Origin of the sequence: Bradyrhizobium sp. CCBAU 11434 (assembly GCF_028128895.1) — a bacterium.
In the GTDB taxonomy this organism is placed as follows: Bacteria; Pseudomonadota; Alphaproteobacteria; order Rhizobiales; family Xanthobacteraceae; genus Bradyrhizobium; species Bradyrhizobium zhengyangense.
On the sequence record NZ_LBJX01000079.1, the window covers coordinates 42,114 to 63,734 of the forward strand.

Sequence of the window (21,621 nt, forward strand, 5' to 3'; positions counted from 1 at the left end):
TGAAGATATCAAACCGTTCTGAGGTGTGTGGAGAAGGCCGACTGCAGCGTGCGCGAAATGGGCTTTCGATCCTGGCTACTTAGCAATCTGGGCCCAGCGCAGAAGCTACAAGCAGTACGTGTCCCTCCGCGAGAACTGCATGCCACAGTTGGCAGAGCGGGAGTGCGGTACGAGTCAGCAAGCCATCGCCTCAACAGAGCAGCACATTCAAGTCAATTCCAATCTGACAGATCCCTCTAAAACTTGTGGTGGTTCTCTCGAAGTAGGTTCGTGACGCTGCGCCGTGCATATTATCTATGACCACGATCAGCTCGGCACCAATTCTGTCAGGTTCAACGTCAACGGCGAAGCGATGTCGGTATCCATTCGGCGTAGGCCGCAGGGCTACCGCTTGAGCAGTCCAGGGTTCTCTTTGTAGAACCTGATCAGCTCAATCAGGTTCTCGATCCGAAATCGGTGAACGCCTTGACGCCGTCTCCTCCAACACCATAGACCCAGATGACGCCGTCCTCGATCCATTTCGATCGAGATGTCGCGTGGCCAATCTTCGTCTTCGCCAAGGTCCTTCGCGACTTGGGGGATGGTGGTGACGTGATCGACCTTGTTGACGTGGGTGGTCATGCGGCTTGAGCAGAGATCGCTGATGCCGGCGTCCAATTCCAGGGCAGACGTTCGTCCAGCCGATGAGCCGGATGGGCGGCAATCCGGGCGAGGATATCCGTAAGCCACGCCTGCGGATCGATGCCGTTCATTTTTGCCGTGACGATGAGGCTGTACATCGAAGCAGCGCGCCGTCCAGCGCGATCCGATCCGGAGAATAGCCAGGACTTTCGGCATGTGCCAAGCCGCCCGTCGGCTGCAAACGCTGGACGCTGACGCTTTTGGCTGACACGATGGTCAAGCTCACCGATCACGACCGCCTGCCGGGCGAAACCGTGCGTCGCCGGCTGGCCGAGAACGACCTCAAGCCGTGGCGCAGCGACATGTGGTGCATTCCCCATGTCGACGGCGAATACGTCGCCCGCATGGAGGACGTGATCGATCTCAATGCCGAGGCGCCGGATCCCGATCGGCCCCTGGTCTGCTTCGACGAGATTCCCGTCCAGCTCATCGGCGAGGTACGTCAGCCTGTCCCGGCGCAACCGGGACAGCGCGAGCGCTATGATTGCGAGTACCGCCGCAACGGCACCCTCAATCTCTTCGTCACCTTCGACCCGCATCGCGGCTGGCGCAACATCAAGGTCACTGAGCGCCGCGCCGCCGCGGACTATGCCCACTGCATGCGCGAACTCGTCGAAGTCCATTATCCCGACGCCGCCTGTATCCGAGTCGCGCAGGACAATCTGTCGATCCACACCGCCGGCGCGCTGTATCAAGTATTTGCGCCCGCCGAGGCTCGCCGCATCTTGCGCCGCCTCGAACCCCATTACACCCCAAACACGCCAGCTGGCTCAACATGGTCGAGTGCGAGATCAGCGTGCTGCAGCGCCAGTGTCTCGGCCGCCGCGTCGACGACCTTAAAAGGCTCAGAAAACAGATCGCAGCATGGCAACGGCAGCGAAATAAAACGCGAGACCGCATCAAATGAATGTTCACAACCGAAAAAGCACGAGCCAAACTCGGTCCCCCTATCCGGTCGCCGCCAAAGAGTCAAAATCACTGTGATGAACCACTAGCGGCGTCTGTCGACCATCCACACCAGTTCGCGTCGAAGGCATTTCGCTGCCTGGCTTGGACTAGTACCAAAGCAGCATTCGACCGGGCGAAAAGAGCGTTTGGGTGGCATCAGCAAGCGCGGCGATGGCTGCATCCGTAGGTATACATGGCGCCCGAGGCGCCGTTCATCGCGTCCGTGTCCATCAGGTCCTCAATACTTGGATAAGAGAGCTGCTCGGCAGGCGTCCCTTCAATGTCGTGACGGTAGCCCTTGCTCACAAACTGCATGGATCGCTTGGGCCATTATGGCCAATGGTGAAGAGTACCGCGCGCAAGTATAAATCGAGCTCGTTCCGTTTGCGAGGGCACAAGCAGAGTTGATGGCACCGGCGTCGGCTAAGCCCGTTCGACATATCGTGGAGACTATCCTGTAGTCGAGCTCCATTCTTCGATCTCGGAGTGTTGTTACGACGGCCGCGGGGTTCACGTGCTCGGTTTGCCGTGAGCCGCGGCATGCGACGCTCGAACAGTTCTTCGAGGGTGTCAAGCGAATGTCTGGCGCAGCGATTCAAGGGACACTTGCAAGCTCGAGCGAGCCAAGCTCGCGTCCAATACTGACTAGCTGCCAAGTACGCGTGCAGATATCTAATCGAGTCAGCCAGGGAGTGAATATGGGCGGTGTGCCGTCAGCCAAGTATTTCGTGCAATCGGCTAATATCGCGTCGCTATTCGAGGCTCAGACGGAGACAACGCAGGCCCATCTGGAGGTGCCCTGAAATAAGATTTCGCGACGCGTACCCCAGGCGCCAACCAGGTGCAAGCACGGGAGGCCGCCGATGAACAATCGGCCCAATATCGTGCGTCCTAATACGCGGTTCTTTGTCAAAAACGGAGTACTGGCGGGTCTTTCTCTCCAAGACCTTGCAGCCATAGGCGAGTTGCCAGAACCGGTCGGTCTGAAAGAGCGCATGGCTCTTCATGAATCGAAAAGGTTTCTTGATCACGTCTACTTCAATGAGCCACACCTTAAGGATCGTCGCGGGCGGGAGCATTTTGCAGACCGCCGTTATCGGATATCGGGGCGCGGTCGGCGCTTCGCTGTCATTCAAAGCTCATCTGCCGACCTACCAGTCTGTTTTGCTCATTCCGGGCAGCGCGCACAGGATCCGGGTCGAGGACTTTGCGTCGAATCGTCAACAAGCGCCCCGATGTCCGAGAACATCTTTCGAGGTATGTTCAGGAGCTCACATTGCACTGCTCTCAGTCAAGCTTGTGCTGCGTTTGTCATGGTCGTGAAAAACGACTCGCGTCCCGGCTCTGCTTGGCGAGTGATGCCATCGACGCTCTGGTGCTTCCGGTTACGTACGATTATCTCTCGTCTGTTTTGGGATTGCCGCGTGCTGGCGTAGCCGAGACCGCTGATCCGGTTCGAAGAGCAGGATGTGATTCGCAAGACGCGCGGCGTCATGCAGATCGACGAGCGCAACTGCCTCGTGCAAATGACATGCAGCTACTACAAGCTCGTTTCGGGCGCATACGGTCACCTGAATCCACAGTTGCTGCAAAAGAGCCGGCAATCTAGCGAAATCGGGCTGCGCGCCTCGACTTAATTCTCAGGTTCTAGTCCATCGCGTTGGTCGCGTGTGATTTCACATGCTTGCGTTGCGTCGACGCGGCCGCATGCATCCGTGCGCTCTTTGACTTGAGCGATGCTGGCTTCATTGGCGTGTGCATAGAATCGCTGAGGCTTCCGTACGAAGCGTACTCCCTGCATCAAGAATAGTACCAATCGAACCGTTATGACACGATTAGAGCACGCTTGCGGAGCGTTGCGCGCGCATCGGTTCATTCCGTACAAAGTTTGCGTGCCTGTCGCGAACGCAATCTGTCACCATCATCACGCGAGCGGCGGAATGATCCGCACCGCGACGTTCACTGGTTCGATCTATCAGGTGGCGTTCGAAGAAGGCCCTGCAGGTCGAGAATGATTGGGGGCGGAAGGTGGCAGGTCTCATTAATGGAGCAGCCGCTTTTGAGGTGAAACAATTCGGAGGACTTTTTATGAAGATGGTGAAGAGCATTTTGCTCGGTTCGGCGGCGGGGCTGATCGCGGCAAGCGGAGCGCAGGCAGCCGATCTGCCCGTGAAGGCCAAGGCGATAGAATACGTCAAAATCTGCTCGCTGTACGGAGCGGGCTTCTACTACATCCCTGGCACCGATACCTGCATCAAGCTGGGTGGCTACATCCGTGCGGAAACGGTGTTGGGCAGCAACTCGATCTACAGCGGCACGGTCAGCGGCGTGGGCGCCGCACACAATCGGCTCAGCAACTACTATACCAGCAGATCTCGCGCCGACTTCACTATCGATACGCGCACGGCTACCGAGTACGGTGTGGTTCGTACGTTCGCTGACTTGGCCTTCACCTGGACGGCGGGCGGATATACCGGTGCCGGCACGAGTACTGTGAATGGCGCGACAGCCTATACAACATCGCCCGGCTCTCAGATCGCCGGCGGCGCTCTCACTGTCTACTACGCTTTCATCCAATTCGCTGGCTTTACGCTTGGTCGAGCCCAGTCGCAGTTCTCCTCTCCCTGGACGAACTATCCGGGAAATAACTTCGATGGTCTGCCAGGTGGCGGCGGGTGGGAAGCTGTGAACCAGTTCGCATATACCGCTGACTTCGGTCAAGGCATCACCGCTACCTTCTCGGCCGAAGATCAAGTCATCCGTAACACAACTAACATCTGGAATGTGAGCGGAGCGACCGCCGCAGGTCTCGTAACCGGCACGTACGGTGCGAACGATATCGGCGGTTCACGAAGCCCAGATCTCATAGCGATGCTTCGTGTTGACCAAGCTTGGGGGCTCTTCCAGGCATCGGTAGCCGCGCATGATAACCACGCTTCCTACTACGGCGTCGATGAAACGACCGGCCATCCGGGCGACAAGTGGGGCTGGGCTGGTCAGCTGGCTTTGTCGATCAAGAACGTCCCTACTGGTCCGGGCGACACGATCAACCTCCAGGGCGTCTACACAACTGGCGCAACTGGCTACAACTTCCAGCAGTACACGTCATACACTTATGCGATGTACGGTGGGTCGGCGTCGCCGGCTGCTTACCAGAGTGTCGGCCTTGCTGGTCTATCTGACTCCGTGTTCGTGGCCGGCTCTGGCCAGCAGTTGACCACGAGCTACGGCTTCAACGGCGCCTACACCCACAACTGGGATCCGCGTTGGAACACCGCAATCTACGGTGGCTTGGGTTCTGTGCGGTACAACAACACGGCCAAGGGCTACATCTGCGGTGCGTTCGTCGCGACGCTCGCCCTGTCAAGCGGTGTTGCAGGCTGTAACCCTGATTTCAACTATGGGGTTGTCGGTGCGATAACGCGCTGGAGCCCGGTACGGAACCTGACGTTCTCGGCCGACCTCGCGTATCAAATGCTCGATCAGAAGTATGCGGGCGGAAGCACGGTGACCCTACCGGTGCAGTCGGGTATCGCTAAGCCAGGTGCCACGTATGAGCTAAAGGACCAGAACAGCCTCACGCTGCTGCTCCGCGCTCAGCGAAGCTGGTGAGTTTCCTGGTCCAACTAGCGAAGGAGAAAATAGAACGGCTCTAACCTCCAAGAAGGCCTCCGGCATGCCCGCCGGGGGCCTTTTAAGATTCAGATCCAGTTTTTAATTTGTGATACTTCGTTCGCCGGGGTCGCTCGGAAAGCGCTGGCTCGGTCTCACCAATGTTTCTGAACAGAGCGTCATTTGCCCGTCCGCTAACTCAGGCCTTGCGTTCCGTTTCATAGCTAACGGTACAGACGGATCAGCACTGAATAATCTAGTTTCTCGAAATGGCAGATGAGCGTCCCCCCTGATCAAATGCCGCGAAGCCATGGAGCGGGAATGGCTCCAAGCGCGTTGGAAGCTGCTCGCGCAATGTCAGGAATCCAGCTGCGAGCCGTCCCGTCTTGCGAGCCCCGGTTACGTTATCACCGCACGCGACCGGCGATCGACGTGCGTGCGATAAGGCGAGACGTTGCCGAGAGTCGGAAACTGGAAGAGTAGAATGATCGTGATGACTGGCAGACTGCGGTGGTTTGCACGGGCGGGCCGATCTGCTCGGCGCCGGCTATGGAAGATCGCTTCGATCTAGCCGAAGTAGAAGCCGAAACCCAACTTGTTACGCTGGCTGGAGACAAATGCTTGCCTGAACGCCGCATTTAAGAGGACGCGATTAGGTATGTCAAATGACCGCTGAATTTCAATCGTGTCAGTAGCGCGTCAGTTTCGTACGAGACGAACCAATAATTGAATTGGTGAAATTGCTTCCACGAAGTGGGAGCCAGCACAACTGTGCTGCGGAGCAGAGTGATAATTAGGGGAACGCTCGACGGAGTTTCCGCGTGCGTGCTTCGTCGATGGTGCGACCATCCTGCGCAATGACAACTCCGTACTCCATTTCGGCCGCCGCTGCGCTCACAATCCCGTCCCGCACGTCGTGCAAGACGCTCCATGGGTCGCGGGTTTTCGGATCGCCGAATCCGCCGCCACCCGGCGAGACGGCGTGATAGCGCGCGGGGCCATGTCGTTCGACGCCGTATCGGGGTGGGCGGATGGTTGTGCCGTCGGCGAGCGAAATCTCAATTTCCCCACCCGCGCCAGCTTTACCTCCCGTAGCACCGAAGCCAGACGGCGCGCCTACACCTTCGCTGCAGAAGGCATAGTCAGCCGGCGTCAGGATCTCGACCTCGTAGTCGCATCCCGCTCCGCCGCGGAAGCGGCCTGGGCCTGCACTGTCGCAGCGCAATTCGTGGCGACGGAAGCGTACCGGATAGAGATGCTCATACGTCTCGAGGTTAGGCAATGCGAGCCCCCCCAATGTGATGAGGCCGCCGATGAGGTGGAAACCATCGCGCCCCTCAATGGCGCCGGCCGCGGGCGCGGCTGGCCACTGATACATGACGTAGCGGTCGCCGTCTGGGCGCAGACCCGCTGTGATGGAACGCAATCCCTTTGACCAACCGGCCGAAGCGCGCTCGGGCAATGCCTGTCCCAACGCTTTCCAGACCACTTGCACGATCTCATGCCCCACGAAATTCGTGTTCATCGTCATGGGCGCGGGTGGCCGCGCGTTCACAAGCGTGCCTTCGGGCAACCTGATTTCGACGCTGCGAAAAGCGCCCTCGTTCTTGGGCAGATCCGGTTCGAAGAACGAAGCCAGCGCCATGAATACTGCCGACGTGCTATTGGCGACCGAACTATTCTTGAACCCTCGCACCTGAGGGGACGTTCCTTCAAAATCGACGATCAGGCCTGATTCACTGACCGTCAGCGTCACAGTGATTCGGCCGTCGATTGACTGAAAGCAATCGTTGTCAACGGATTCGTCCGCCCGCCAGACGCCCTTGGCAAGGCGGGAACAACTGGCCCGGAAGCGCCGGTCCGCGTGCGCCAACACGCCTTCGAAGAATTCGTCCGCATGATCAGGTCCCACCTCCTCGACTAGCAGTGCAAGCCGCTCCGCGCCGATGCGGGTCGAACCGATCATGGCGCGCAGATCGCCATCGACCGCCTCGGGCAGGCGTGTATTTAGCAACAGAAGACGCCAAAGGTCATCGCGTGTCTGGCCGGCTTCGATCAGCTTCAGTACCGGCAGCCGGATGCCCTCATGGAAAATCTCGGTGGCAGCCGAGTTGTAAGAACCGGCCGCACCGCCGCCGATGTCCACCTGATGAGCGCGATTGCACGTAAAAGCTACGAGCTTGCCCTTCACGAAGACTGGCCGGGCAATGACCCAGTCGGGCAGATGGTTGCCGCCCGCGGTGTACGGATCATTCAACAGGAACACGTCTTCCGGCGCGATCGCGTCCTTGAAGTCACGCAGAACCGCGCGAACGGCAAAACCGCCGCCGCCCGTATGGATGGGAATGCCGTCCGCCTGGCTGATCAACGTGCCACGCGCGTCGGCTAAGAAGCAGGAGAAGTCGTGGCTCTGGCTGAAGATCGGTGAGCGGGCGGTGCGCGTCATCACCCATCCCATCTGGTGCGAGATATGGTCAAGCCGGTTCTGCACCAGGGCGAGCGTAATCGGATCCAAAGCAGGGGTCATGCGACACCTCCGATATGCACCAGGAAGTCGTCGGCTGTGTCTACCTCGACCACGTCGCCGGGACCGATAAACGCCGTAGTTGTTCGCTCTTCGATCAAGAGGGGCCCGCTCAGCCTCGAACCCGGTTGCAGATCCACTCCGTCGTAGACAGGAATATCCTGCCAGCCGTGAGTCGAGTCGATCCAGACTGGACGTCGTTGTCGGGGAATAGGAGGCTCTTGGTGTGGCATCCGGACCGGTGTTGGTGACACTTCGAAGCCACCGCGCCCGACGACGCGCAGTGCCGTGATCTCGAGACGGCCGCCAGGTTGAATGTGACCAAACAGGCGTTGATGCTCCGCTTCAAAGGCTTGTCGCGCAGTAAATGCATCGAAAACGTTAGCTTTCAATGCGACACGAACAGGCCACTGCTGCCCCTCATAGCGTAGATCGATCTCGCGCTGGACTATGCCATTCTTGGCAAAGCCTTGGCGGGCCAGTCCGTTGAACGCTTTGGTTTCGAGGTGGGTAAATCCCGCCTCGAGTGCCCCGCGATCGGTCTTGTCGAGGTCCGCGACAAAGACTTGTAGGTAATCCTGGCGCACATCTGACTTCAATGTGCCCATCGCGCAGAAGGCGCCAGCAGCGCGTGGCAATAGCGCCCGCTTGCATCCCAGGGCGCGCGCGACGGCACTGCCATGCATAGGGCCGGCCCCTCCGGCTGCTACCAGCGTGAAATTTGCCGGGTTGTGTCCGCGCTCGATGCTAAGACGTTCGACCGCATGCAGCAGGTTTTGCTCCAGAAGACGAATGATCCCGGCAGCCGCGGCATCTATCGAAAGGCCGAGCGGACGAGCAAGTTTGGTCTCGATCGCGCGTCCGGCCAAGTCGAGGTCGAGCCTTACTGCGCCGCCGGCGAGCGGACCTGCTCGCAATCTTCCGAGGACCAACTGCGCATCCGTGACCGTAGGATGCTCGCCACCCAGTCCATATGATGCTGGTCCAGGCTGCGCTCCTGCCCCCTGGGGGCCGACATTCAACAGCCCTGCAGGATCCACCCATGCGATCGTACCGCCGCCCGCCCCGACAGTATGAATCTCGACCGAGGGAGTCGTAAGATGATAGCCATCGATGACCAGCTGGTCGCTCACTGGCACATCGCCGTTCGCCATCACCATGACATCACAGCTCGTGCCCCCGATCTCCATCGAGATGAAATTGGCCGAGCTTTCCGGGGTAGCACATCCCCTGAGAGCCCCAACGGCTGCCGCAGGTCCGGACAAAACCAGCATCACGGGACGATTGGAAACTTCAGCGACTGATACGGCTCCGCCGTTGCTCTGCAGCATGAGCAACGAGCCGGGTAAACCAAGTTCTCGCAGTTGCTTGTCGAGCGCATTGAGGTAGCGTGTGACCTTGGGCGCGACATATGCGTTCATCACGGCCGTCGAGCCGCGCTCGTACTCGCCCATCGTCGGCATGATCTCGCTGGATAGCGAGATCCAATCCCCAGGCCAGTACTTTGCAAGCGCCGCTTGAGCGTCATACTCGTGTTTGCTATTCAGAAAGCTGTTGAACAGACACACCGCGACCGAATCGACACCTTCTTTGACGAAAAGTGCGGCGGCGCTGGCCACGTCCTCGACCGCGAGAGGGGCGAGCTCCGTACCGTCGGCGTCGATGCGTCCCCGGACGGGCTGCCGCAGGTAGCGCGGCACCAAGACTTGCGGGAAGGGGGAGCGGTGATCCCATTGGTTCTCGCGGATGCCGCGGCGGATCTCCAAGGAGTCTCGGAAGCCCTGGCTGGTCAGCATCCCGACCCGGGCCCCCTTCTTTTCCAGGATTGTATTGGTGGCGACGGTTGAGCCATGCACGAAAAGCGCGCAATCCCGCAGCAAGGCGGGGAGCGCCAGGCGGAGTTCGCCTGCTGCCAGCCGCAGCACATTTAGTACACCTTCGCTTGGATCTGCAGTTATCGAGGGTGTCTTGAAAATATGCAGAGCACCGGCTGAGTCACACAAGACCATGTCGGTGAAAGTGCCGCCCACGTCAACGCCAATGCGCCAAGGAGCAACCAAAAGGATCGGTTGGTCGGTCATTCGCTCATTCCGGGAATTTTATATTTTATCAAATTATGTTTGATGACTTACCGGCCTGTTGTCAACCTGCTTGCATAAGGCGCGTCGCCCTCCGCCCGAACAGCCCCGCCGTTCGAGAAGCCGAATTGTTCGAGGGCTGCGGTTGGATACTTTGAGTGTGACTTAGGTTCTGAATTGGCGTAGGTGCCGCCGGCTGGTGGGCCGCTTTATCGCGTCTAGCGCCTAGTAAAGTGACGTCGAGCATTGGGGCGAACAATCAAGAGATCATCAAGGGGCAGATTGGCCAAGTGCCAATCGTTGACCGATGAAACCGATGCAATATTATATCAGATCAAGAGTCGCCAAATTGCAGGATACTTACGATGAACGTGAAGATGCCGTCTACCAAGGCGGATTATGCCTACGAGCTTATCAAGAAAGACATCCTGGAAGGGAAGCTCGCTCCGGGTCGGCGGCTGCGTCTGGTGGAACTAGCCTCCTTCTATAAGATCAGCGAAATGCCAATTCGTGAAGCGCTGTTCATGCTCCGGCGCGATGGGCTCGTGGTCTTCAAGAGCCATTGCGGCGCCACCGTCGCAGAGGTCTCAATCAAAGAGCTTTTCGACATCATTGCAACCGGGACCTATCTGGAAATCCTCGCTATGACCGAGGCGGTTCCGTATCATACTGAGAGCACCATCTCTCAGCTCCGCGACCTCATCGACCAGATGAAGAAAACCAAGGTCGGCACCAAGTACAGCGAACTAAATCGTGAATTCCACCGACTTCTCTACGCGCCGTGCAAGAACGAGTTCCTGAAGAGCGAGGTCAGCGACATTGTGGCCCGCTTCTTCAAGCGCTGGCCGAAAACTATTTTCGAATTGCGGCCCGAGCGCAAGCCGCTTGCGACAAAAGAGCATGAAACGATGCTTGATGCCGTAAGAGCACGGTCGGCGTCCAGACTTCAGAAGGCGGCGATGGCGCATCGCGACGAAACCTTGAAGTCTTGGCAGGATGTCGTCGAAGAGGCCGAATCCGAGTTGCATCAGTCGCGCAGACGGGCTGTCTGAATTGTCGTTGCAGCCAAGGACCTCACCTCGACGCAAGCTTCTGACCTATTCCGGGGCGTAGCATCACGCTGCCACTCGTGGATTTCGTAGGCTCGCAGCCTTTGCCATGAGCGGGGAGCGACAGAACATTGCTAAACCGGATTTGATAAGATATAAAATACCGGAGCTCTGCTGACGACGTCCCCAAATTTGCAAAAGAAACGCAGGACGTGGATCTATTCCAGCAGTCTTTGCTCGTCGGAAGATGGGCTGATGCGAAATTTCGAGGGAATGGGCGTAGTATGGTTGACACGCTGCTTTATCAGGGGTCCACAATCGGTGAACTGATCATCGTCGCGCTCGGGCAGTTCAGGCACCGTGTTGCTTTCAAGGACGCAGGCCGGGCCGTTACGTTTGGCGAACTGGAAGTGATGATCGGGAGCGCCGTGGCGAGGCTGGAAGTGCTCGGTGTCCGGAAGGGCGATGCAGTTGCGCAGATTGCAAGCAATGCCACGGAGCTATTTGCAATTTGGGCCGCCTGCTACATCCAGGGCTACCGGTCGGTCACGCTGCAGGGCTCATCGAGCATCAATGACCAAATCTATGCCGTTGAGGATTCGGAAGCCGCCATTCTTATTGTGGATGACGAACACCTCAGCATTGGCATCGAGATCAATAAGGCCATCGGCAGCAAGCTCGAGGTGAAGTCCCACCAGGCCGGGAATGGCGAAATCGGCTCCTTCTGGGCTGGTGCTATCGAACCCAGGGTCCCGCTGATGACGGATGTAAATCCAGAAGATGTGATCCGCCTGGCCTACACAGGCGGTACAACCGGTCTGCCAAAGGGCGTGATGACATCCAGCCGTTCGCTTGCCTGCGCTGCCATGCACTACATGGCGACGCAGCCATGGGAGGAGCAAATCAAGTACCTCTGTGCTTCGCCCATGTCCCACGGGGGCGGCACAATTATGTTGCCTGTCTTCCTGAAGGGCGGCTGCACCATTTTGCAGAAGAAATTCGATGCAGGTGACGTTATTCGCGCCATCGAGCACGAGGGCGTCACAAGCATGATGGTGGTGCCCACTATGTTGTATGCCTTGTTGGACCACCCGAGCATATCGGGTGCCAATCTGACGAGCATGCGTCGAATCCTTTACGGTGCGGCTCCGACCTCGCCAACCAGGTTGCGTGAGGCGCTTCGGATCTTCGGCCCGGTATTTATTCAGTCCTACGGTCAGACTGAGGCCCCAGCGACCGTGCTCATCCTTAGCCGCGAAGACCATCTATCGGGGGAAGATAATCGACTGGAGTCGGCCGGTACGCCGTATCCGGGCATCTCTGTCAGGCTGCTGGACGATGACTGCAAAGTGGTCCCTCGTGGGCAAATCGGCGAAATTTGCGTGCGGGGGCCGCTGGTTATGTCGGGGTACTGGAAGAAGCCCGATTTGACAGAGGAGGCATTGCGCGGGGGATGGCTTCACACGGGCGACTTGGCCTACCAGGATGAGCGAGGATACTTCTTCATCGTCGATCGCAAGAAGGACATGATTATCTCGGGAGGATTCAACGTTTATCCAAAGGAAATCGAGAACGCCCTGACGCTCCATCCGGCGGTCGCATCAGCAGCTGTTATCGGTGTTCCGGATGAAAAGTGGGGCGAAGCGGTCAAAGCATTTGTCGTCCTCCGTCCGGACAAGAATGCTTCTTCCGAAGAACTCATCGCCTTCACCAAAGAGCTCAAGGGCTCAATGAAGGCCCCGAAGACGGTTGATCTGGTGAAGGTTCTACCGCTAACCAACTTGGGAAAGGTCGACAAGAAAGCACTTCGCGAGCCCTACTGGAAGGGGGCCGCGCGGCAGGTGAACGGCTAAAGCTGAAATGACGGCCCGTCCGATGCTGAGTCGTGCGCGCAGTGGAGTGTGCGAAAGCCCAACGTCAGATGATGACAACCAGTGTTCGGAACTCGCAACTACAACGCCGCGCAATCGCAAGCGCGCTGCGCTCACCAATTGGCCGCGAGCGCGCCGCCGGATTCCTTCGCGAATTCGCGCACCGAACGATTCGCCAAAGCATGTGTGTGTCACCGGTCCTGAGTAAGTCGAAAAGCATGTCTAGAATCCTCAAACCGACTCTGTACGCCATCGAAGGCACGAGCGCTGCACCAAATTATCCGTCGCTCAAAGGTGGCAAGTGTCTCCACTGCGGCTACGTCTTTTTCCCGCTGCAGACTTATGGATGTGAGGTCTGCGGAGAAAGCGGCGCTGCCTTGCAGCCGATGGCTCTCAGCGGTTGCGGGACCTTGATTGCATCGGCGAAGGTCCACATTCACGCCCCGCCGGCGCCGGCACTCAATCCCGACGCTAAAGCCCACGAAGCACCTTTCACAATCGGTTCGATCAAGCTCGACGATGGACCGACGATCCGCACACTCCTGCTAAACCAGGATGAGAGGATCCTGGCGCCCGGGCAAAGAATGGTGAGTAAGCTGGTGTCCGTCGGAAGCGGGGTGCGGATAACTCTCGACCTTCGTTTCACGCCGGCCTCATGATTATCAGCGGAACCGAACGACATGGCCAAATTCCTGAAGGACTTGCGTACCATTTATGTCGTGGGAATTGGTTGGCACCGATACCAGCCATTAAGCGAAACAGCCTACGTGGCGTTGGGGCTACAGGCAATCCGGCAGTCTCTGGCGGATGCTGCGATCGCGTGGCCAGACGTCGAGTCGTCCTATATCGGCACCGGTCGACTCGGCATGGCGGCGGGCCGGGTGATGCTGAAGCATCTCGGTGCCAACGGTCGGCCGCTCGTGCACATTGAAAACGCTTCCGCTTCAGGCTCGGCCGCGTTCCGGCATGCTTGCATCGAGGTGGCCGCTGGCATTGCCGACGTGTGCCTCGCGGTCGGCGTTGACAAGCCAGCCGTCGTGCAGCGTGCCTATACCAAAACAGGCCTCGATAATTTGGCCGAAGGCGCGATCGTTCCCTTCACTCATTTTGCGTTGCTGACTGACGAATACGCCCATACGCATGGCGTGAAGCCGGAAGATATTGCCCTGGTCGCGGTCAAAAACCATCGTAACGGCTCGCTCAATCCCAACGCCCATCGTCAGCAGGTCCGTACGCTCGGCGAAATTCTGGCTGGCAAGCCAGTATCGGGTACCCTGACCAGCCTGCAATGCTGCCCCGTCGGCGAAGGCGCCGCGGCCGTGATCGTCGCTTCCGAGGATGCCATCAAGCGTTTGGGCATCAACGCGGCTCGCGCGGTCCGTGTCACGGCATCGGCGGCCTCAAGCGAGCGCGCCGGGCTCCATTCAGCCGCGGACGCAGCGATTACGCAGCACACCATCGCCGATGCGCTGCAACAAGCCGGTCTGAAACCGCAACACGTGGATGTGCTCGAGGTTCATGATGCCTTCACGGTCGAAGAGCTGCAGTACATCGAGGCGATGGGAGCCTGCGAACCGGGACAAGCCATCCATTTGCTCAAGGCAGGTGCCTTCGACATTGGCGGACAGATGGCTGTCAGTCCCTCCGGCGGACTGATTGCCATGGGACATCCGCTCGGGCCCACTGGGATCGGCCAAATCGCCGAGATCACAGCGCAGCTGCGCGGCGAGGCTGGCGCCCGTCAGCATAAGGGTGCCAAGACGGGCTTGGCTCATATGGTCGGTACAGGTGCAGTCTGCTACGCGCACGTGCTGCAAAAGTCATAACGTGGTGAGCGGGGAGGAAAACGAGATGCACACGGCGATGAACGGCAGCTATCTCGCTGGAAACGCCCTCGGTAGATACAGTCTGCCAGACGAAGTCGCACTTACGGTTGCGCGCGGCGAGGGCCCGTGGTTCTGGTCGACAGATGGACGGCGCTTTGCCGATTACCTGATGGGAGCGGGACCGATGGTATTGGGACATGCCCATCCAAGGGTCGTTTCAGCCATCGCCGAGCAGGCGGCCAAGGGCACACACTACTATCTCGTCAACGAACCTGCCCGGGAGCTTGCGGCCACAATTTGTCGGCTGGTGCCCTGCGCAGAGTCAGTGAGATTTTGCAGCGATGGGACCGAGGCGAACTTTTATGCACTTCGCCTCGCAAGGGCCTTTACACGACGAACCAAGATATTGAAATTCGACGGCGCCTTTCACGGACAGAGCGACTACGCGCTACAGTCCCTGTGCGCCGACCCAAGTCAAAACGATCAGCGCGCTGTCCCGGAGTCCGCCGGCATTCCGCTCGAACTTAGTGATTCAGTCCTCATCGCGCCTTACAATGACATCGAGCGGACGCGACAGATCGCTCAACCCGTGGCCGACGAGATTGCCGCTATCCTTGTCGAACCGGTGCAGCGGGCGTTCATGTCAGCACCAGGGTTTCTCGAGGGCTTGCGTATGCTGGCCGATAGCATAGGTGCCCTACTCGTGTTCGATGAGGTGGTGACCGGATTTCGGCTCGCGCTTGGTGGCGCCCAGGAATACTTCGGCGTGACGCCGGATCTCTGCGCTTTAGGCAAAATTTTGGGTGGTGGCTTGCCGCTTGCCGCCGTGGCCGGGCGGGCCGAGATCCTGGAACTCGCGATCGCTGGGCGCGCGGACGATGGTCGGTCCGCCTTTATCAGTGGCACTCTGAATGGCAATCCACTGAGCTGTGTAGCTGGTCTAGCCACGCTTGCAGTGGTCGAGGACCTACAAGCTCCGGCCAAACTAAGGGAAAAAGGCGAAACCTTGGCGGCTGCCTTGCACGAAATAGCTGAGAGACTTGCGGTGCCATTCCAGATGATTGGGCACCCCGCCGTCCAGCGAGTGGTGTTTGGAGCTGGCCAGATCGATAGTCAGGAGACTCTCGCGGCCTGTCGGCAAGATGCTGCTGATCGGTTCGGAATCGAAATGATCCGAAGGGGAGTGTTCTGCTCGCCTTTCAAAGTCTACATGTCCGTCGCACATACTGACGAAACGCATGCTCTGTTCTTTGAAGCGGCTGAAGGGGCCATGCGCACCCTGCGCGACCAAGGACTTCTTGGTTAGCCTCGGAGCTGCCAGTTTTGATCTCGATCCCGTGCGGGATTGGATATCGGCCTGTTCACTGCGAGAGGGACGGCGCTCGTCGACAAGAGTTTTTTGCACCGCGCGATAGCAAAGCCTTCCCTGGCCGCGCAGCTCTACCCTGTATCAATTCCGATCCGATATTGACTCCTGCTAAATTGGTATTGGCCTAGCCAGAGGCGATTGGTCACCATTCATCAGCATACCTACAACTAACGTGGAGCCAAGCGTTCATGAGCAAAGATGCCTCCGAAGCCAACTCAGCGTCTCGTCCGCTGCCTAACCAGTCCGCTCTACGGGCATTGGCGGGCGAGCTCGGTGTCGATGCAGTCATTGCTATGAGCCCAGAAAACTTCGTCTACACCTCGAACGTGTTCTTGATGAGTGTCGCCGGTGTAAGGGCGCGCCAGGCGTTTGCGATCCTGCCTGCGAACGGGGAGCCGATAGCTCTAGTGGCGACAACCGAGCGGCGGCAGATGGTTGCTGAAAGCTGGATCAAGAACATCAGGACCTACACCGAATTTCAGAACTACCCAGCAGACGCACTGGCAGACGTGCTTGTTGATATTGGATTGGAGCGCGGCACGATAGGCATCGATCTCGATTATCTGCCGGTCACGTCGTATGAGCAACTTGCGCAAAGGTTGCCCAATGTCAAGTTCATCGATGCCAGCAAGAAAATTGCTTCAATTCGCGCCGTGAAGTTGCACGATGAGATCGCGTTGCTCGAGAAGACGACGAAGCAGACGCATCGAGCGGTATTGGATGCACTCAGCGCAAGTAAGGTCGGCGAAACCGAACGCGTCATGGCCAATCGCATCGTGGATGGGATCATCAACGCTGGCGCTGACGCGATGCAGTTCCTCATTTTAGCGAGCGGTCCTCGCACGTCTCACAATCACGCTATTCCGACTGATCGCGTCACCGCCAAGAGTGAGATCATACGCTTGGATGTTGGCGGAAAGTATGGTGCATGGGCTAGTGATTTCGCGCGTACCTATTCGACTGGTGAGCCCACGGCCCTGCAACGCGAGACTTATCGAAAGCTTTGGGATCTCGAGACGTCGGCCATCAACATGATCCGACCGGGAATGGCGGCCGAGGAGCCCTTTTACTTCTGCAAGGAGCAGGCTGAGAAACTCGGACTAAACTTCAATATGGTGTGGGTCGGGCATAGTTTTGGGATCGAAGCGCACGAAAATCCGATGATCCGGCCTGGCGAAAAGGCAAAACTTGAACCGGGCATGGTGTTCAACATCGAGCCGATGGTTACGGATGCCGAAGGAGCGATGTATCACCTAGAGGACCTGTTCGTCATCACAGACCAAGCGCCGCGGTTGCTCACTTTGGGGTTCGCTCCTCGAGAGATCCCGATTATCGGCGAGTCAATCAGGACATAGGGGCGCGGGAGCGTTGCCGTCCTCGTCCATCGCGTTCGAAGAGGCTGTACCATACTCGAGTCTTCGGCGCAGAACGAGCGAGGCCTTTCAGTGCCTGCTTGCCTAGATTTTTTCGAGCGTGATTGGGGTCATTGGTGCAATGGAACAAAAAGCACATTCCAATAGATTGCTTGTGCCGTACGACGAAGCGCGCCGATATCGCGTGTGATTCTTAGAGCCAGCTTAAATGAGTGACTTCCTCAATTTCGCGGAGCTTCGGCGGCTGGCCCGACGGCGGCTACCCCGGGGAATATTTGAGTTCATTGATCGGGGAACGGAGAACGAGAACGCCCTGCGATGGAATCGACAAGCACTAGATGCCGTTCGGATCAGGCCGCGAGTACTCGAGGGGGCGAGGTTCGGACCCAAAGCGTCTCGCTTTTCGGCGAAGCCCATGATGCGCCGAGCATTGTCGCGCCGACCGCCTTTGCTGGGCTCGTATGGTATCAAAGAGAGATCGAGCTAGCCAGAGCTTCTGCCGCTCGTGGAGTAACCTACTGTGCTGCGACGGAAGGTAATGATCAACCGAAGAAATCACCGCGGCGAGCGCAGGTCCGGTCTGGTTTCAGCTCTATATGTGGCAGGAGCGAGAGTTCACACGAGACCTGCTAGATCGTGCATGGAACAGCGGCGTACGGATGTTGGTGGTCATATGCGACAATGCGGTCTCTGCCAATCGGGAATACAATAGCCGCAATGGGTTCGGCGTACCCTTCAAGTATTCCGCACGCAACGTGTGCGACGTGGCTCTTCATCTGCGCTGGGCGGTCGGTGCTTTTGGTCGGTATTTTGCGGGAGGCCACATCCCGGCCTTCATCCGGCGGCTTATCGCAGCAGCATATTGGCAAAGAGCAAGGCTCTGCGCTACCAGCCCGGCCTTGGCTGGCAGCATGTGCGTTGGCTGCGCGATGTCTGGGAAGGCAATCTGTCCTTAAGGGTATCCTTCGGGTAGACGATGCGATCCTCGCCGCGGAGCTCGGCGGCGATAGCATCATCATCTCTAATCATGGTGGCCGCAACCCGGACAGCGCCGTGGCGACGATCGAGGTGCTATCAGACATTGTAGACGTGGTTGGAGCGTGCGTGACCGTGATTGTCGACAGCGGAGTCCAGCGAGGTAGCGATATTCTCAAGCTCCTTCGCGGATGCCAAACCTGTGATGATGGGCCGAATGATGCTGTACGGCACCGCAGGTGGCGGAATGGCCGGCGCAAGCCAAACGATCGGAATTTTGAGGCACGAGCTCGATGTCGCGATGGCGCCGAGCGGTTGCAAGCACATCAGCGAATTGGATCGGAGACCGGTCGAGATGCCTCATCATTCCGACAGCAAATTATCGAGTCTGCTGCCGGCGGGGTCGGCACCGACGCCGGTTTGGTCAAACCGTCCTCGTGCCGTTTCATAGTCCCTCGCGTTTGTTTCTACAGCGGTGCGGATCAGCGAGTGATTCTAACTATAAGGACCGAAGCTTCCATGCCCATCGTCAATCGCGTCCCCGAACTTCACTCCGAATTCCAGGTTTAGCGTCGCGAGATTCATGAACATCCAGAACTGTGTTACGAGGAACACCGCTCGGCGGCCTTCGCTGCCGAGCGCCTTCGTGAATTCGGTTGCGGTGAGATCGTGAGCGGCACGGCAAGACCGTCCTCAAACGCGTTATCAAGGGGCGGAAAACACTGCTAGCGGTGACGGCAGAGTGATTGCCTTTCGCGCCGAGATGGATGCCCTGCCGATGGAGGAGACGACGGGTCTCCCATATGCCTCCAAGACCAAGGGTGTCATGCATGCCTGGGGTCACGACGGACACACAGCGATGCTCTTCGCCGCGCGTTACCTCGCCGAAACCCGCAAGTTTGCTGGCACGGCCGTTGTCATTTTTCAGCCTGCGGAAGAGGACCACGGGGGTGCAGCCGCATGGTCAAGGACGGACTGACGGAGCGCTTCGGCATCGAGCAGGTCTATGGCATGCATAATTAGCCAGGCCTTCCGATTGGGGTCTTTGCGATCCGGCCAGGGCCGATCATGGCGGCAACGGACGCGCCTGAGATCAGGACGGAAGGCCGAGGCGGCCACGGCTCGCCGCCGCACAAATGCATCGACTCGCGTATTGGTCGGCGCGCAGCTGGTCACTGCGCTGCAGCAGATCGTGGCGACGTAGCTTGATCCTTTGGAATCAGCGGTCATGTCGATCTGCGAATTCCACTCCGGCAGCACCCGTAGCGTGATCCCGCAGACCGCGGAACTGCGCGGCACAATTCATACGCTGAAGCCTGAGGTGCGCAAAGCTTGTCGAGAAGCGTTTCTGCGAGGTGGCCGCCGGCGTTGTCCAATCCACTGGCGCGAGGATCGATCTCGATTATCGGCGCGGTCATCGCGTTACCGTCAATCACGCCAAGCAAACCGTTGCGAGAAGAGCGGCGAAGGATGTGGTCGGGCAAGGCAATGTCCACGAGCCACTTCCGCTAATGGGAGCTGAAGATTTGCCTACATGCTGGAGGAGCGTCTAGGCGCTTTCATTTTCTGTAGCAATGCGACAGCGCCGGGATTCATCATCCCGCCTACGACTTCAAGATGACGCGATTCTGTACGGAGCATTGTCCTGGATCAAACTTGTGGAGAACACGCTCGCCGAGAATACGCACTACGTTTGAGTTAGCTTCACCGTTGGCCCTGCCTGGGGCCTTGCAGGCTTCAAATGAACTGCGTTCGTTCGGCGCCTACAAGCGCGGCCTACACAAGCCGACGTTCTACGACGCACGTCTGCATCCGCTACAGTGGCTCCTCCATCGGATATTCCAAGCCGGTCTGACCGGGAATATGATAGCGTCGGCAGTGTATCATCAAGAGCGTGGAGGCCGGACCGAAGCTGCTGGTCGGCTCGTATCTGGAAGGCGAGAATTATGCAGGCTGGTTGGATGGAAGACTCGATGTCATCCTTGCACTCCAAGCAGCCGTGTGCTCAATCCCGACCCCACGATCAACGGCGCAGTCGAGGTGGTAAGCTGCGACAAGAAAGGTCACTTCGATTGTTTCGCTGTCCCCGGGTCCTATATCGGCGAAGTCACTGAGGCTGAAATCTATTCCGCCGCCGACCGTAACAGGCCACGTGCGCGACGCTTCAGGGCGTTGCGGGCCGCACACCGCTGACTGCCGAGGCCGACATAGAGAGGGCGACACACTCCAGCCAAGGCTTTAACAGCGGCGCTGTCACTTCCATCACATGCCCCTTGCCGGCGCGCAGAACAATCGTGGCACAAGACGCATGTCAGGAAAGATGTCGGGCCTGCGCTCGCCAAATCTGTATCGCGCTAGACGAGCATTTCTCGAAAGAAGGCCTGCCGCGGACAGTATGGATCAGCCGCCGCAACACGCTCGCCCCCTGCAACATTCCAGAGCGCGGAGATACGGTCCAGATTCGCGACGATGATCCGGCTGTGATTGAAGCGAGAGCCGACTAGGCCAATAGCAAAGGGCCCTGCCGCCTCAGTCAACAGCCGATTTGCACTACAGCGCGTGCACCATGCGTGCGAAGCAGAGCGGGCGATCGAGCGGGCCAACGTCCACCGCCTGCGGGAAGTTTCCCTGATGCTGCGGGCCGGTCACGATGCTCAGGTGCTAGCCACGATTGTGCCCGAAGACCCGATGATGTTCGTGTCATCGACTGGCGGCATCAGCCATCATTGGAGTGAAATGCAGCCGATGAGGACATAGTTACGATTGTTCAGGTCTTCCGACGCCTGCCGTCGCCTGCTGGCGCAATAGAAGAATGACTGACGCGATGAAAGCGAAAATGAACTGTCCGCGGACCATCATGATCAAGAGCATTGATCCCAGCTTCGCCTCTCACGGCTTCGTTGAATCCGAGGTTTGCGTCTTGATGGACTGAGAAGAATCGACGGCCATTGGAGCGCCAAGCTCGCGCAAAGCAAAATACGCGAGGCGCCTTGGCCAGGAATATCGGTGATATCGCTCCGGCTTTCGCCGCGAGATGCCAAGGCTTGTTTACGGCTCTTTGGGGTCACAAAACCATTCGCGCAAAGATGAACCGCGAATCGACCGGGCATGGATTCATCCGCGTCGACGCGTGCATTTATTCCAATCCGGAATTGATCCCTTCGAATTTGGTATTGGCGTCGCCAGTGCGGTTGGTCCAAGCACCGATGCGCGAAATTCCGACCGGGGCGGCATGCATGCAGAGGGTTACGTTGCTTCCACAAATACTATGTCAATTGACAAAGTAATAGGCCAGTCGAAAGCTCAGCCAGAACT

12 protein-coding genes and 7 pseudogenes are annotated in these 21,621 nt (G+C 58.3%); 15 read left to right on the top strand and 4 right to left on the bottom strand.

Going from position 1 to position 21,621, the window contains the following annotated elements; all coding sequences use genetic code 11:
- Nucleotides 1–384: 384 nt before the first annotated feature.
- Nucleotides 385–621: pseudogene (locus XI06_RS17055) on the bottom strand (hypothetical protein).
- A pseudogene (locus XI06_RS17060) lies at nucleotides 618–833 on the bottom strand (transposase domain-containing protein); the annotation flags it as partial. The pseudogenes XI06_RS17055 and XI06_RS17060, both read right to left, overlap by 4 nt.
- Between XI06_RS17060 and XI06_RS17065 the strand changes: the two are divergent.
- From XI06_RS17065 to XI06_RS17080, 5 genes and pseudogenes are all read left to right on the top strand, one after another.
- A pseudogene (locus XI06_RS17065) lies at nucleotides 831–1,648 on the top strand (IS630 family transposase); the annotation flags it as partial. The pseudogenes XI06_RS17060 and XI06_RS17065 overlap by 3 nt on opposite strands.
- A 64-nt stretch (nucleotides 1,649–1,712) precedes the next feature.
- Nucleotides 1,713–1,837, top strand: a pseudogene (locus tag XI06_RS43870) (transposase); the annotation flags it as partial.
- Between the two features lie 655 nt (nucleotides 1,838–2,492).
- On the top strand, nucleotides 2,493–3,065 hold the full coding sequence (locus tag XI06_RS17070; RefSeq protein WP_271605955.1) for a hypothetical protein: 573 nt from the start codon (nucleotides 2,493–2,495) through the stop codon (nucleotides 3,063–3,065).
- Between the two features lie 33 nt (nucleotides 3,066–3,098).
- Nucleotides 3,099–3,266: a hypothetical protein gene (locus tag XI06_RS17075; protein WP_271605956.1), complete on the top strand. Its 168-nt coding sequence runs from the start codon at nucleotides 3,099–3,101 to the stop codon at nucleotides 3,264–3,266.
- A 451-nt stretch (nucleotides 3,267–3,717) separates the two neighbouring features.
- A complete protein-coding gene (locus XI06_RS17080; RefSeq protein ID WP_271605957.1) occupies nucleotides 3,718–5,241 on the top strand; it encodes a porin in 1,524 nt (507 codons plus the stop codon).
- Between the two features lie 793 nt (nucleotides 5,242–6,034).
- On the opposite strand, the gene XI06_RS17085 is transcribed toward XI06_RS17080, so the two are convergent.
- Together XI06_RS17085 and XI06_RS17090 are read right to left on the bottom strand one after the other, a co-directional pair.
- Nucleotides 6,035–7,768 carry a hydantoinase B/oxoprolinase family protein gene (locus tag XI06_RS17085; RefSeq protein ID WP_271605958.1) on the bottom strand — a complete coding sequence of 578 codons (1,734 nt, stop codon included), beginning with the start codon at nucleotides 7,766–7,768 and terminating at the stop codon, nucleotides 6,035–6,037.
- Nucleotides 7,765–9,846: a hydantoinase/oxoprolinase family protein gene (locus XI06_RS17090; protein ID WP_271605959.1), complete on the bottom strand. Its 2,082-nt coding sequence runs from the start codon at nucleotides 9,844–9,846 to the stop codon at nucleotides 7,765–7,767. The genes XI06_RS17085 and XI06_RS17090 overlap by 4 nt, the downstream gene beginning before the upstream one ends.
- 362 nt (nucleotides 9,847–10,208) lie before the next feature.
- Here XI06_RS17090 and XI06_RS17095 point away from each other — a divergent pair, with 362 nt between their 5' ends.
- The 10 genes and pseudogenes from XI06_RS17095 (at nucleotide 10,209) to XI06_RS17125 (ending at nucleotide 20,003) form a co-directional block, all read left to right on the top strand.
- Entirely contained in the window at nucleotides 10,209–10,895 is a 687-nt protein-coding gene (locus XI06_RS17095; protein ID WP_271605960.1) for a GntR family transcriptional regulator, read from the top strand.
- 281 nt (nucleotides 10,896–11,176) lie between these two features.
- On the top strand, nucleotides 11,177–12,745 hold the full coding sequence (locus XI06_RS17100; RefSeq protein ID WP_271605961.1) for an AMP-binding protein: 1,569 nt from the start codon (nucleotides 11,177–11,179) through the stop codon (nucleotides 12,743–12,745).
- A gap of 236 nt (nucleotides 12,746–12,981) precedes the next feature.
- Complete coding sequence (locus XI06_RS17105) at nucleotides 12,982–13,422, top strand: Zn-ribbon domain-containing OB-fold protein (protein WP_271605962.1); 441 nt, start codon at nucleotides 12,982–12,984, stop codon at nucleotides 13,420–13,422.
- 21 nt (nucleotides 13,423–13,443) lie between these two features.
- Entirely contained in the window at nucleotides 13,444–14,589 is a 1,146-nt protein-coding gene (locus XI06_RS17110) for a thiolase family protein (protein ID WP_271605963.1), read from the top strand.
- 25 nt (nucleotides 14,590–14,614) lie between these two features.
- Complete coding sequence (locus XI06_RS17115) at nucleotides 14,615–15,895, top strand: aspartate aminotransferase family protein (protein ID WP_271605964.1); 1,281 nt, start codon at nucleotides 14,615–14,617, stop codon at nucleotides 15,893–15,895.
- Nucleotides 15,896–16,146: 251 nt separating this feature from the next.
- A complete protein-coding gene (locus XI06_RS17120) occupies nucleotides 16,147–17,313 on the top strand; it encodes a M24 family metallopeptidase (protein WP_271605965.1) in 1,167 nt (388 codons plus the stop codon).
- Between the two features lie 226 nt (nucleotides 17,314–17,539).
- A pseudogene (locus XI06_RS43875) lies at nucleotides 17,540–18,287 on the top strand (alpha-hydroxy acid oxidase).
- Nucleotides 18,250–18,480, top strand: a pseudogene (locus XI06_RS43880) (alpha-hydroxy-acid oxidizing protein); the annotation flags it as partial. The pseudogenes XI06_RS43875 and XI06_RS43880, both read left to right, overlap by 38 nt.
- Before the next feature lie 31 nt (nucleotides 18,481–18,511).
- Nucleotides 18,512–18,757: an alpha-hydroxy-acid oxidizing protein gene (locus XI06_RS43885; protein ID WP_442869457.1), complete on the top strand. Its 246-nt coding sequence runs from the start codon at nucleotides 18,512–18,514 to the stop codon at nucleotides 18,755–18,757.
- 128 nt (nucleotides 18,758–18,885) lie between these two features.
- Nucleotides 18,886–20,003, top strand: a pseudogene (locus tag XI06_RS17125) (amidohydrolase).
- Nucleotides 20,004–21,621 lie beyond the last annotated feature (1,618 nt).

Bases quoted from the DNA above. Each gene is read 5' to 3' on its own strand.
- XI06_RS17070 (WP_271605955.1), top strand. From the start codon at position 2,493: ATGAACAATCGGCCCAATATCGTGCGTCCTAATACGCGGTTCTTTGTC.
- XI06_RS17080 (WP_271605957.1), top strand. From the start codon at position 3,718: ATGAAGATGGTGAAGAGCATTTTGCTCGGTTCGGCGGCGGGGCTGATC.
- XI06_RS17085 (WP_271605958.1), bottom strand. From the start codon at position 7,768: ATGACCCCTGCTTTGGATCCGATTACGCTCGCCCTGGTGCAGAACCGG.
- XI06_RS17090 (WP_271605959.1), bottom strand. From the start codon at position 9,846: ATGACCGACCAACCGATCCTTTTGGTTGCTCCTTGGCGCATTGGCGTT.
- XI06_RS17095 (WP_271605960.1), top strand. From the start codon at position 10,209: ATGAACGTGAAGATGCCGTCTACCAAGGCGGATTATGCCTACGAGCTT.
- XI06_RS17100 (WP_271605961.1), top strand. From the start codon at position 11,177: ATGGTTGACACGCTGCTTTATCAGGGGTCCACAATCGGTGAACTGATC.
- XI06_RS17105 (WP_271605962.1), top strand. From the start codon at position 12,982: ATGTCTAGAATCCTCAAACCGACTCTGTACGCCATCGAAGGCACGAGC.
- XI06_RS17110 (WP_271605963.1), top strand. From the start codon at position 13,444: ATGGCCAAATTCCTGAAGGACTTGCGTACCATTTATGTCGTGGGAATT.
- XI06_RS17115 (WP_271605964.1), top strand. From the start codon at position 14,615: ATGCACACGGCGATGAACGGCAGCTATCTCGCTGGAAACGCCCTCGGT.
- XI06_RS17120 (WP_271605965.1), top strand. From the start codon at position 16,147: ATGAGCAAAGATGCCTCCGAAGCCAACTCAGCGTCTCGTCCGCTGCCT.
- XI06_RS43885 (WP_442869457.1), top strand. From the start codon at position 18,512: ATGATGGGCCGAATGATGCTGTACGGCACCGCAGGTGGCGGAATGGCC.